Origin of the sequence: Microbispora bryophytorum, from assembly GCF_043197435.1 — a bacterium.
In the GTDB taxonomy this organism is placed as follows: Bacteria; Actinomycetota; Actinomycetes; order Streptosporangiales; family Streptosporangiaceae; genus Microbispora; species Microbispora bryophytorum.
This window is the reverse complement of the sequence record NZ_JBICTF010000004.1, coordinates 390,387-402,772: the sequence shown is the minus strand read 5'-3', so window position 1 is coordinate 402,772 and position 12,386 is coordinate 390,387. Positions and strand designations below refer to the sequence as shown.

The following is a 12,386-nucleotide window of genomic DNA, read 5'->3' as shown; positions in this document are numbered from 1 at the left end:
CTTCCCCCTCTATCGCGACAGATCGTCGGGCCCGAAGGCGAACGGCAGGAAGTCGGCCATCCGCATCGGCCCGTCGGGCGTCTCCACCAGCAGGTCCCGCCCGCCGTGCTCGAACAGCAGCTGGCGGCAGCGGCCGCACGGCATCAGCAGCTCGCCGTGGCCGTCCACACAGGTGAAGGCCACGAGCCTGCCGCCGCCGCTCGCGTACAGCGCCGAGACCAGCCCGCACTCGGCGCACAACCCCACGCCGTACGACGCGTTCTCCACGTTGCAGCCGGTCACGACCCGGCCGTCGTCGACGAGCGCCGCCGCCCCCACGGGAAACTTCGAATACGGCGCGTACGCGTGGGTCATGGCCTCGCGGGCCGCGACCTGCAGCGCCTCCCAGTCGATGCTCATTTCGCCTGCCCCCTTCGATACGGGACGCCGTCGGCCGCCGGCATGCGCAGGCGTTGTGAGGCCAGCGACAGCACCAGCAGCGTGGTCAGATGGGGGGTGAACGAGGTGAACTGCTCCGGCACGGTATCCGTAACGGCGAACACCACGAACACCGCGATCGCCACGACCGCGGTGATCAGTGCCGCGCCCCCGCGCCGCTGCCGTACGAGCTGGTAGACCGCCACGGCGGCGAGCAGCAGCGCGACGACGAGCAGCAGCGCGTGCACCGAGATGCCGCCCTGCCGGAGCTGGAGCGCGTCGGTGTAGCCGAACAGCGCCGCGCCGCCGGCGAGCCCGCCGGGACGCCAGTTGCCGAAGATCATGGCGGCGAGGCCGATGTAGCCGCGTCCGCCCGTCTGCCCGTCGCGGTAGATGCCCGCGGCCACCAGCGACAGGAACGCGCCGCCGAGCCCGGCGAGCACACCGGAGACGAGCACGGCGGCCCACTTGTACAGGTAGACGTTGACGCCCAGCGACTCCGCCGCGACCGGCCGCTCGCCGCACGCCCGCAGGCGCAGGCCGAACGGCGTGCGCCACAGGAGGTAGAACGACAGCGGGACCAGCAGGATCGCCAGGATCGTGAACCAGGACACGCCCTGGGTGATGCCCCGCAGCACGCCCGCGAAGTCCGACACCACGAACCAGTGCCCGGCCTCGACCGTCCGCAGCGGGTCGTCGAGGAAACTCAGGCTCACCGTGCCCATCTTGGGCAGCGGCGGCGAGTTCTTCGTCCCGCCGCCCGGCATGCCGTCGAAGACGAGCTGGGACAGGTACTGGGTGAAGCCGACGCCGACGATGTTGATCGCCACGCCGGAGATGATGTGGTCGACGCCGAAGGTCACGGTCGCGACGGCGTGGATCGCCGCGCCCAGCGCCCCGCCGACGGCGCCCGCGACCACGCCCGCCCAGGGGCTGTGGAACTGGAGGGCGCCCCAGGCGGCGAACCAGGTGCCGAGCACCATCATGCCTTCGAGGCCGATGTTGACCACCCCGGCCCGCTCCGACCAGAGGCCGCCGAGACCGGCGAGCCCGATCGGCACGGCGAGGCCGAGCGCGGCGCTGACCGTGCCCGCCGAGGTGATGTCGTTCGCCCCGGTCACCAGCCGCGCGACCGACAGCAGCACCACGAGCCCGGCCAGGCCGAGCAGGAGCACCGGCGCCGACAGCCGCAGGCGCCGCGCCGGGGGTGTCTCGACCGGGCGGTCGACCGGGAGGTCCGTCGCCGTCATGCCGTCTCCTCGATTCCGTCCGGCCCGCCGCGTCCGCCGTCTCGCTCGCTTCGCTCGCTCATGCCGCCGCCTCCGCCTTCGGCGCCTCCTGCGGCGCGGCGAGCTCTCGGCTGACCCTGCGCTGCTCCGCGACGATCCGGTAGCGGTGGACCAGCTCGTACGCGATGATCACGGAGAGCACGACGACGCCCTGCATGATCTGGACGATCTCCTTGGAGATGTCGAGCAGCTGAAGCTGGTTGGACGAGTTGTCCAGGAAGCTCCACAGCAACGCGCCGACCGCCATGCCGACCGGGTTGTTGCGGCCGAGCAGGGCGATCGCGATGCCCGTGAAGCCGAGACCGGCCGGGAAGTTGTTGCTGTACTTGTAGGAGGCGCCGAGCAGTTCCGGCATGCCGATCAGACCGGCGACCGCGCCCGACATGACCATCGTGACGACGATCATCTTCTTCACGCTGACGCCGCTGGCCACCGCGGCCGACTCGGACTTGCCGGTCGCCCGCAGCTCGAAGCCGAACCGGGTGCGGTTGAGCACGACCCAGTACGCGACGCCGAGCACGACCGCGACCACGATGAAGCCGTTGACCAGCACCGGCGTTCCGGCGATGAGCGGGATGCCCGGCATGTGCGCGTCGTCGGGGATCGGCCTGGTGCCGAGGTCGTTGCCGGTCAGCACGCCGAAGTGCTCGCTGACCAGCCACGACCCGAGGCCCGTGGCGATCGCGTTCAGCATGATGGTCGAGATGACCTCGCTCACACCCCGGTACACCCGGAGCAGACCGGCGATCGCGGCCCACAGGGCGCCGACGATCACCGCGACGACGACCACGAGGACGATGTTGAGCACGCCGGGCACCACGGCGGCGCCGCCGAGCCCGGCGGCGACCACGGCCGCGAGCCGGTACTGACCGTCCACGCCGATGTTGAAGAGGTTCATCCGGAAGCCGACGGCCACCGCGAGCGCGGAGATGTAGTACATGACCCCCGTGTTGAGGATCATGGCCATCGACCGCGGCTGGGTGCCGTAGTCCGCGAGGGTGGTGAACGCCTCGACCGGATCGCTGCCCGCGATGAGCAGGACCACCGAGGTGATCAGCACCGCGAAGGCGACCGCGATGACCGGCGCGGCGACGGCGAGCCAGCCGCCGAGGCGCACCCGGCCGAGCAGCCGGTCGACGAACCCGTTCATACGCCCTCCCCGGCGCCGGTCATCGCCGAGCCCAGTTGCTCGGGGGTCACGTTCGCGGGATCGACGTCGGCGACGATCCTGCCGCGCAGGATCACCTTGAGCGTGTCGGACAGCCCGATCAGCTCGTCGAGGTCCGCGGAGATCAGCAGTACGGCCAGCCCGGCGGCGCGCGCGGTGCGCAGGTGGTCCCAGATGGCCGCCTGCGCGCCGATGTCCACGCCGCGGGTGGGGTGGCTGGCGATGAGCAGCACGGGGTCGCCGCTCATCTCCCGTCCCACGATCAGCTTCTGCTGGTTGCCGCCGGACAGCGTGGCCGCGTCCACGTCGATGCCGGGGGTGCGCACGTCGTACTCCTCGACGATGCGGCGGGTGTCGGCCCGCGCGCCGGCGCGGTCGATCCACGGGCCCCTGACGTTGGGCCGGCGGGTCTGGTGACCGAGGATGCGGTTCTCCCAGAGCGGCGACTCCAGCAGCAGGCCGTGCCGGTGGCGGTCCTCGGGGATGTAGCCGATACCGCCGGCGCGCCGCCTGAGCGTCGACCACTGGGAGATGTCGGCCCCGCCGAGCGTGAGCGCGCCCGCCTCGCAGGGGCGCATGCCCATGATCGCCTCGACGAGTTCCGCCTGGCCGTTGCCCTCGACACCCGCGATGCCGAGCACCTCGCCCCTGTGGATGTCGAAGCTCACGTTCTCGACCACCGGCCGCCCGTCGCCGGTGCGCACGGTCAGGTCGCGTACGGACAGGGCGACGACGTCGGTGACGGTCGACTCACGGGTCTCGGGGCTGGGCAGCTCGCTGCCGACCATGAGCTCGGCGAGCTTGCGGGAGGTCACGTCCTTCGGGTTCACGGTCGCCACGGTGGTCCCCCGCCGGATGACGGTGATCTCGTCGGCGACTCGCAGGACCTCGTCCAGCTTGTGGGAGATGAACAGGATCGTCAGCCCCTCGCGGACCAGGCCGCGCAGGTTGTCGAACAGCTCGTCCACCTCGTGGGGCACGAGCACGGCGGTCGGCTCGTCCAGGATCAGGATGCGGGCGCCCCGATAGAGCACCTTCAGGATCTCCACCCGCTGCCGGTCGCCGACCCCCAGGTCCTCGACCTGCGCGTCCGGCCGTACGCCCAGGCCGTACGCGTCGGAGATCTCCTTGATCTTCTTACGCGCGGCGGCGAAGTCGAGGGCGAGGCCGCCGCGGCGCGGCTCGCTGCCCAGGACCACGTTCTCCAGCACGGTCAGGTTGTCGGCCAGCATGAAGTGCTGGTGGACCATGCCGATGCCCGCGGAGATGGCGTCGGCGGGGGTGTGGAAGCCCACGGGCGACCCGTTGACGCGGATCTCGCCCTCGTCGGGGCGCTGCATCCCGTACAGGATCTTCATCAGCGTGGACTTCCCCGCGCCGTTCTCGCCGACGATGGCGTGGATGTGCCCTTTGGCGACGCGGAGGTGAATGTCGCTGTTGGCGACGACTCCCGGGAACCTCTTGGTGATCCCGGCGAGCTCTACTGCGGGTTCCGTAACGGTCGCGGCGGTAATGTCGGCCTCCTCCTCGCGGAGTGCCCGGTGACGGTCAAGTGGTAGTGAGAGTAGAGCAAAGGGCCCGGGGCGGGTACCCCCGGGCCCCTCGATTACGCAGGTCAGGACGTCGGGACCGTGATCTCGCCGCTGATGATCTTCTGCTTGTACTCGTCGATCTGCGACTTGATGTCGTCGATCTTGCCGCCGGTCGTGGAGTAGTCCACGCCGCCCGCCTTGAGGTCGTAGACCGACGGGCCCGACTTGACCGCGCCGGTGGTGAAGTTCTTCAGGAAGTCGAAGACCGCGACGTCGACCTTCTTGGTCATCGAGGTGATGATCACGTCCTTGAAGTCGGCGTACGCCGGGAGCGCCGCCTGGTCGGAGTCGACGCCGATCGCCATCGCGTTCGCGGCCTTGGCCGCCTCGAAGACGCCCGCACCCGAACCGCCGGCCGCCTGGTAGACCACGTCCGCACCGGCGTCGTACATGCCCTGCGCGGCCGTCTTGCCCTTGGCCGGGTCGCCGAAGCCGCCGAAGTCCGGAGGCTGGGTGAGGTACTTGCTCTGGATCTTGATGTCCGGCTTGACGGCCTTGGCGCCGGCCTCGTAGCCCGCCTCGAACTTGTGGATCAGCGGCACGTCGACGCCGCCCACGAAGCCGATGTTGCCCTTCTCGGACTTCAGCGCCGCCGCGACCCCCACGAGGAACGACCCCTGCTCCTCGGCGAACATCAGGTTCGTGATGTTGTCGCCCTTGGCCGCGTCGTCGTCCACGATGGCGAACTTGACGTCGGGGAACTCCTTGGCGACCTTCGCCACGGAGCCGGAGTAGGCGAAGCCCACCGCGACGACCGGGTTGTAACCCCCGGAGGCGAGCAGGCGCAGCCGCTCCTCCTTCTGGGCGTCGGTCTCGCCCTGGGTGGCCTCCAGTTCCTTCTTCTCGACCTTGAGCTCCGACTCGGCCTTGTCCAGGCCGGCCGCGGCCGCGTCGTTGAAGGAACCGTCGCCGCGGCCACCGATGTCGTACGCCAGACCCACCTTGACCTGCGCGGCGGCGGGCGCGGAGGACGCGCCGGCCGAAGCTCCGGTCGTGGTGGTGTCGTCGCCGCCCCCACACGCGGCGGCGGCCATGAGCAAGGCCCCGCCCACAGTGGCAGCGGCCAGTTTGCTAACTCGATTGTGGAGCAAGGTCGTGACTCCCCTTCCGTTCCCCGCCCGTCTGACTCCCGTCGCACGCACGCAGGAACGCACGGCAACCCTGCACGGAAGATAGTTGTTTGACCTGCATAGACCAAACCCGCACACCAGTCCGCAACATGTCCGTTATTCACCCCACGCCGCACCGTGACCGGGGCGTCAGCCTGGGGAAACCTTGAGCCTGCCGTGGATGATCTCCTGCTTGAGCCGCTCCAGGCGCGGATGGAGGTCGGCGATGTGGCCACCGGTCAGGCTGTAGTCGACGCCGCCGCGCTTCAGGTCGTACACGATCCGGCCGCTGGTGACGGTGTGATCGGCGACGCCGGCGAGGTAGTCGTAGACCGCGACGTCGATCCTTTTGATCATCGAGGTCAGGATCACGTGGCGTACGGCGGGGTCGGCGCTCTTGGCCTGGTCGTAGTCGACGCCGATGGCCCACGCATCGGCCTGATCGGCGGCGCGGAACACCCCGGCCCCCGAGGCCCCGGCCACCTGGTAGACCACGTCGGCCCCGGCCCGGTACATGCGCCGCGCGGTCGTGCACGCCTTGTCCGGCCGGTCGAAGCCGCTCAGGTCGAGCGGGTCCGCGAGGTAGGCGATCCTGATCCGCGCCCGCGGCTTCACGTGCTTCACGCCCTGGACGTAGCCGACTTCGAACTTCCTGACCAGCGGCGACCGGTTGCCCCCGACGAAGCCGACGTCGCCGGTGCGCGACCTCATCGCCGCCGCCGCGCCCATCAGGAACGAGCCCTGTTCCGAGGCGAACAGCAGGTTGGTGATGTTGGGGCCGGACACCGTCGGCTCGTCCACGATCGCGAACCGGGTCCGGGGAAACCTGGGGGCGATGCTCGCCAGCGCCGGCGCGTACGAGTAGCCGACGGCGATGATCGGGTCGTAGCCGGCCTCGGCGAGCGCCCGCACCCGCTCCACCTTGCGGCCGGCGGGCTCGCCCTGCGCGGCCTCGACCTCCCGCACCCGCAGGCCGGTCAGGTTGCGCTTGGCCTCGTCCACTCCGGCGGCCGCGGCGTCGTTGTACGACCGGTCGCCCCGTCCGCCGATGTCGTACACGAGCCCGACCTGCAGCGGGCGGGAGCGCGGCGTCGTCGTCTCCGCACCGCCGCCGCATCCCGCGGCGACGGTCACGGCGGCGGCGACGGCACCCGCCATCACCGCCCGGAACGCCCGCAATCGGACCTCCAACCCGGAATGGTGGTCCCCGATCCGCGATACCCGCTGGGCGCGTGGGAGAACACGCCGGACAAAGACCCTGACCGATTTATCAGTTTTGAGTCAATATGGGCGAGTAAGGGATACGGATCTTCCGGACGCGGGGGAGAGACGTCGGGCAGGGCGGTGTACGGTTCAGCGCCGTTCAGCGGCGCGGCGTTGTTCAGTGGCGCCGCCTGTTCAACGCGGGTTCCGCGCCGTTTGTTCAGCGCAGTCTGCTCAGCGCCGTCTGGTCAACGTGACCTGTTCGGCGCCGTCTGTTCGGCTGTTCAGCGGGCGCCGCCCCACAGCGCGGTCAGCGCGGTGGCGGCGAGAACCTTGACGCCGATCCCGATCGCCCGCTCGTCCACGTCGAACAGCGGCCGGTGGATGTCGACCTCGTCCACGACCCCCGGCGGCCGGGTCCCCAGCCGGGCGAGCGCGCCGGGCACCGATTCGAGATACCAGGAGAAGTCCTCGCCGCCGAGGCTCTGCGGCGTGGGCACGGCCGCCCCCTCGCCGATGATCTGGGTGACCGCGTCGTGCAGCATCTGGATGCTGGTGGCCTCGTTCACCGTGGGCGGCGTGCCGCGCCGGTAGTCGATCTCGGCGTCCACGCCGTACGCGCCGGCGACCGAGTCGAGCAGGGCCTTGACCAGGTCGGGAGCCTGGTGCCAGGCATCCTCGTCGAGCGACCTGACCGTGCCCTGGGCGACCCCGACGTCCGGGATCGCGTTGGCCACCGAGCCCGCGGCGATCTGGCCCCACACGAGGCTGAGGCTGGAGCGAGGGTCCACCCGGCGCGACAGCGCGGCCGGCAACTCGGTGACGATCTTGCTGAGCGCATAGACGAGGTCGACGGTCAGGTGCGGCCGGGCGGTGTGCCCGCCCGGGCCCGCGACGCTGATGCGCAGGCTGTCGCAGGACCCGGTGATCGGGCCGGTGCGCAGGCCGACGTGCCCGACGTCGAGGCGCGGGTCACAGTGCACCGCGAAGATGCGGTCGACCTCGTTGAGGCCGCCGTCGCGCATGACCTCAAGCGCGCCGCCCGCGACCTCCTCGGCGGGCTGGAAGATCAGCCGGACCCGGCCGGGGAGCGCGCCCGCGTCGGCCTGCGACGCCAGGAACAGCCCAGCGCCGAGGACGATCGACGCGTGCACGTCGTGGCCGCAGGCGTGGCACGCGTTCGGGTTCGTGGAGCGGTAGGGGACGTCTTTCTCGTCCTCCATCGGCAGCGCGTCGATGTCGGCACGCAGGGCGACCGTTGGGCCCTCGTCCCGGCCGAAGTCCACCCACAGTCCGGTGCCGCGCGACAGCGGGCGCGGGGTGAGCCCGGCGTCCGTCAGCCGCTCAGCGATCTTCTCGGTCGTGCGATGCTCGCTGAAGGCGATCTCCGGGTGCGCGTGTACGTCGCGCCGGAACTCGATCAGCTCATCGTTGTGCCCGCGAAGGAATTCCGCCAGCTGTCCGGCCAGGTCGTTACTTCCCGGCACGGCCGCGTCCGGCGTAGCGAGCTTCGATGAGGTGGCCACGGGTCTTCCCTTCTCCGGCGCGCCGTCCCGCCACGGATCGCCGGATCGTCCATATGATCACAAAAGGTCACAGAAAAGCCTAAAAGGGTCAAGCGGGCGAGTCTCGCCTCCACCGACCCTTCAATCACAATCCTTCCATGCCGCGACCCTTCGATACGGCGGATTGCCCAGTATTTACACCGGCCTCCGCACGTTGTCAGAACTGAGGCACTGTTGCCGGATATATCAGGCCTACCCCGTCAGGTGGCTGATTGTCCGATCTCGTGGTTGGGGTTCGAGGTGACGAACCTGTCCTCGGCGAGCTCGATGACCGTGGCGTCGACCACGTCCTGGAGGGTCCCTCCGTCGGCGAGGATCGCTCGCTGGCGCTCGGATGAGCTCCCCTGCTCCAGCACCTCGGTCACGACCGCCAGTTCGTCGGCACAGCCGAGCCGCTCGGCGACGGGTTCGAGTTCACGCTGAAGTTCATACAATACGTCTCGCATCGGCGCCGTGGAGCCATGGTCGTCGGTGATGACGTCCGCGTCGAGGCCGTAGCGCGTGGCGCGCCACTTGTTGTCGCGCACCACCCACGCCGCCGGATGCGGCAGCGTGTACCCCCGGTCGAGCTGCTGATCGAACTGCTGCACGAGGCACTGGGTCAGCGCGGCCACCATGCCCACCTCGCGCGGCGTCGGGATGCCGTCGAACATCCGCACCTCGATCGTGCCGAAGTCGGGATGCGGCCGGATGTCCCACCACACCTCCTTGATGCTGCGGATCGTGCCCGCCCGCAGCAGTGTGTCCATGTACTCCTCGAACTCGGCCCAGTCGGCCAGCAGGTGCGGCGGCCCGGCCGTGGGCAGCGAGCCGAAGACGATGGCCCGGCTCGACGCCAGCCCGGTGTCCTGCCCTCCCCAGTAGGGGCTGGAGGCGGTGAGCGCGAGGAAGTGCGGCAGGTACGCCGCGAGGGCGTTGACGATCGGAATGACCTTGTCCCGGTCCTTGACGCCCACGTGGACGTGCACGCCGAACGTCTGGATCCGCCGGGCGAGCCACTGCAGGTCCTCGACCAGCTCCACGTAGCGCTGGCTCGGCGCGTAGACCGCGTCACGCCAGTCGCTGATCGCGTGGGTCCCCGTGCAGGCGAGCGCGATGCCGCGCGGCTCGACGGCCTCGGTCAGCCGGTCGATGCTCTTCTTCAGGTCCTGCACCGCCTCGGCCACCGTGTGGCAGACGTCGGTGATGATCTCGACCTGCGACTGCATGAGCTCGTGCATGGCCTTGGGCCGCGGCCCCTCGCTGAGATCGGGAACCGCGCCGAGCACATCCTTCGCGTCCTGGCGGAGATGACGCGTAAGCCGGTCGACGAGCTGAAGCTCCCACTCCACGCCGAGGGTCGCGCCGCGCGAGGGATTGAAGTCGATCGCCAAAGCTTGCCTCCATCACGTTCGGTCCCTGTCGACACTCAGGTCACAGCGGACAAGGTCGTTCCAGGATCAGGCCCTACCCTTCATCCATCCCCGCACGCCGACCGCCCCGAGCGCCAGTGCCAGGAGGATGTTCACCGCGATGAGTACGCCGTGGACGACGTAGAAGGAAGTCTCGTGCCCGTCGGCGAGGTTGAAGCCGAGGTTGATCCATTCGAAGATCATGAAAGCGGCGAGTGCCACGAGAAAGATCGATACACGTCTCGTCATGTTGACAGTATCGGGCGGCCGCCTGCGTGGCCCTGTGGCATATGGGGCATATGTCGCTTCATGCGAAGGCAGTCAAGGCTAGGCTGAGCGACCTATGGGGACGAACCTGCGGGCTCTCGCCGCGTACGTGACGGCGGCGGGAGTGCTGACGACGGCGCTGTTCGGCGCCCCTCCCGCCGCGGGCGCGGGGACCGTACCGGACCTGACACCGTGGCAGACCGGCACGGCCGTGGCCGGCACCGCGGTGGCCGGAATCGGCAAGGGCAACGGCACCGTGGGCGGAGACCTGCTCGCCGGTCACGGGATCATCCGGCCCGCCGGGATCAAACCCCCGCCCAAGACCGAGGCCAGCGCGTACGTCGTGGCCGACGCCGACACCGGCGCGGTGCTCGCGGCCAAGGACCCCCACGGGCACTACCTGCCCGCGAGCACGCTCAAGACGCTGACGGCCGTCACGCTGATCCCCAAGCTCGACAAGAACCGCAAGGTCAAGCCGAGCGAGGAAGCCTCCAACGTGGAGGGCAGCGCCGTCGGCATCGTCCCCGAGCCGATCTACAAGATCGACGACCTCATGCGGGCGCTGCTCATGGTCTCCGGCAACGACGCGGCGGTCGCGCTCGCCGAGGCGAACGGCGGCGTGAAGAAGACGCTCGCCGACATGAACAAGGAGGCGCACAAGCTCCAGGCGTACGACACGGTGGCCAAGACGCCGAACGGCCTGGACGCCCCGGGCCAGCGCAGCTCCGCCTACGACCTCGCCCTGATCGCGCGGGCCGGGCTGGCGCTCCCGGACTTCCGCGAATACATCAGCACGAAGGTCGCGAAGTTCCCCGCGCCCAAGGACGACCCCAAGAAGAAGAAAAAGAAGAAGAAGCGCGATGACGACTCCGAGGCCAGTGAGTCTCCCGCGCCCGCCTACTACGAGATGGCCAACCACAACCGGCTGCTCGGAAGTTACAAGGGCATGCTCGGCGTCAAGAACGGCTGGACGTCCAAGGCTCTGGGCAGCTTCGTGGGCGCGGCCCGGCGGGACGGCCACACCATCCTTGTCGTGATCATGCATCACCCCGGCGGTTTCTGGGAGGAGGTCGCCAAGCTGCTCGACTGGGGCTTCGCCGCGAGGGGCAAGGTGGCCCCCGTGGGCCAGCTGGTCGGCCCGGCGCCCGACCCCAAGCCCTCCTCCTCCCCCCTGGCCGTACGGCCCTCTCCGACGCCGGGTGCGGCCGACGCGGGCGCGGCCAAGGCGCGCGGAGAGGACCCGGCCTCCAATGGTGCGGGCGCGACCACCCCGCTGCTGATCGGCGGCGGCGTCCTCGTGCTCCTCGCCCTCGGCGCGTACGGCCTGCGCCGGCGCCGCAGGACGCCCGGCGACGCCGACGGCTAGCGGGCAGGCGGCTAGCGGGCAGGCGGGGCGGGGATGGCGTGCTCGGTCAGGCGGGGCCGGTGGTGGGCGTGGTCGCGGGCGACGGCAGCGGGGTGGGCTCGGGCGGCGGGCCCAGCGTGGCCGTCGCCGTCCACGCGGCGGCGTAGAGGATCACCCGGGACGACAGGTTGATCCACAGCAGCAGCCCCACGACCACCGCGAACGTGCCGTACACCGGGTTGCGCAGGGTGCTGTAGAGGATCAGCGCCGCGAGCTGCTTCAGCACGCCGAAGCCGACCGCGCCCAGCAGCGCGCCCTTGAGCACGACGAAGAACGGCTGGGGCGGCTTGGCCAGCCAGCCGAGGATGACCAGGAAGAGCAGCAGGTCGGCGACGAGGCTCGCGCCGATCCCGGCGAGCCAGACCCCGAAGCCGGCCAGCGGCGAGGAGCCCAGGCCGAGCCATCCGGCGACCGTGCTCGTGGCCCCCGTGGCGAACCCGCTCGCGATCACCGAGGCCAGCATGGCCAGGCCCATCAGCACGAGCGCGACGAGGTCGCGGAGCTTGCCGACGAAGTAGTTGAGCGGCGGCTCGCAGGTCATCCAGACCGTGCGCAGCGCCCCGCGCAGGGCGTCCATCGCGCCCAGCCCGGCGTACAGCAGGCCGAGCAGGCCGATCAGCCCTGCCCGGGCCCGGGCCCCGGCGAGCTGGTCGATGTGGAGCTGCCCGGCGAGCCCGGGAAGCTGGCTGTTGATCGCCTCGGTGAGCGTGGCGAGCGCGTCCGGGCGGATCGTCACGACATATCCGAACAGGGCGAACGCCAGCGCGATCAGCGGGAAGAACGACAGGAACGCGAAATAGGTGATGGCGCCCGCCAGCCGGTCCCCCGACTGCACCTGGTAGCGCTGGACGGTCCTGATGAGGTGGTCGAGCCAGGGAAAGCGGATCCGGTCGCGCTCTATCCACATCCGGCCCCACGCCTTGACTTCGTCGACGCGCCGCGTGACCCGGTCGACCATCGCCATCCCCATCGGCATGGTG

11 protein-coding genes are annotated in these 12,386 nt (G+C 70.1%); 1 reads left to right on the top strand and 10 read right to left on the bottom strand.

The features are described 5' to 3' along the window. Positions 1–9: 9 nt before the first annotated feature. The 9 genes from ACGFIB_RS15430 to ACGFIB_RS15390 all read right to left on the bottom strand — a co-directional run bounded on the left by ACGFIB_RS15430 (position 10) and on the right by ACGFIB_RS15390 (position 9,983). A complete protein-coding gene (locus ACGFIB_RS15430; protein WP_142569244.1) occupies positions 10–399 on the bottom strand; it encodes a cytidine deaminase in 390 nt (129 codons plus the stop codon). Continuing rightward, on the bottom strand, positions 396–1,667 hold the full coding sequence (locus ACGFIB_RS15425) for an ABC transporter permease (RefSeq protein WP_357238970.1): 1,272 nt from the start codon (positions 1,665–1,667) through the stop codon (positions 396–398). Before ACGFIB_RS15425 ends, ACGFIB_RS15430 begins: the two co-directional genes overlap by 4 nt. Before the next feature lie 58 nt (positions 1,668–1,725). Next, entirely contained in the window at positions 1,726–2,856 is a 1,131-nt protein-coding gene (locus ACGFIB_RS15420) for an ABC transporter permease (protein ID WP_357238968.1), read from the bottom strand. Beyond that, on the bottom strand, positions 2,853–4,388 hold the full coding sequence (locus tag ACGFIB_RS15415; RefSeq protein WP_142569908.1) for an ABC transporter ATP-binding protein: 1,536 nt from the start codon (positions 4,386–4,388) through the stop codon (positions 2,853–2,855). The genes ACGFIB_RS15420 and ACGFIB_RS15415 overlap by 4 nt, the downstream gene beginning before the upstream one ends. A 101-nt stretch (positions 4,389–4,489) precedes the next feature. Then, positions 4,490–5,500 carry a BMP family lipoprotein gene (locus ACGFIB_RS15410; protein ID WP_142569906.1) on the bottom strand — a complete coding sequence of 337 codons (1,011 nt, stop codon included), beginning with the start codon at positions 5,498–5,500 and terminating at the stop codon, positions 4,490–4,492. 225 nt (positions 5,501–5,725) lie between these two features. Then, the gene (locus ACGFIB_RS15405; RefSeq protein ID WP_393372090.1) at positions 5,726–6,766 is read right to left on the bottom strand and encodes a BMP family lipoprotein; all 1,041 of its coding nucleotides are present in this window, start codon (positions 6,764–6,766) and stop codon (positions 5,726–5,728) included. 296 nt (positions 6,767–7,062) lie between these two features. Then, positions 7,063–8,304, bottom strand: coding sequence for an amidohydrolase (locus tag ACGFIB_RS15400; protein ID WP_189104895.1), 1,242 nt, complete (start codon positions 8,302–8,304; stop codon positions 7,063–7,065). Between the two features lie 239 nt (positions 8,305–8,543). Then, the gene (locus ACGFIB_RS15395) at positions 8,544–9,716 is read right to left on the bottom strand and encodes a glutamate--cysteine ligase (protein ID WP_142569237.1); all 1,173 of its coding nucleotides are present in this window, start codon (positions 9,714–9,716) and stop codon (positions 8,544–8,546) included. A 66-nt stretch (positions 9,717–9,782) separates the two neighbouring features. After that, the gene (locus ACGFIB_RS15390; protein WP_079316017.1) at positions 9,783–9,983 is read right to left on the bottom strand and encodes an SCO4848 family membrane protein; all 201 of its coding nucleotides are present in this window, start codon (positions 9,981–9,983) and stop codon (positions 9,783–9,785) included. A gap of 94 nt (positions 9,984–10,077) precedes the next feature. Between ACGFIB_RS15390 and ACGFIB_RS15385 the strand changes: the two genes are divergently transcribed. Beyond that, the gene (locus ACGFIB_RS15385) at positions 10,078–11,367 is read left to right on the top strand and encodes a D-alanyl-D-alanine carboxypeptidase family protein (RefSeq protein WP_393372086.1); all 1,290 of its coding nucleotides are present in this window, start codon (positions 10,078–10,080) and stop codon (positions 11,365–11,367) included. A 46-nt stretch (positions 11,368–11,413) separates the two neighbouring features. On the opposite strand, the gene ACGFIB_RS15380 is transcribed toward ACGFIB_RS15385, so the two are convergent. Further along, positions 11,414–12,376, bottom strand: coding sequence for a YihY/virulence factor BrkB family protein (locus ACGFIB_RS15380; protein WP_393372083.1), 963 nt, complete (start codon positions 12,374–12,376; stop codon positions 11,414–11,416). Positions 12,377–12,386: the final 10 nt, after the last annotated feature.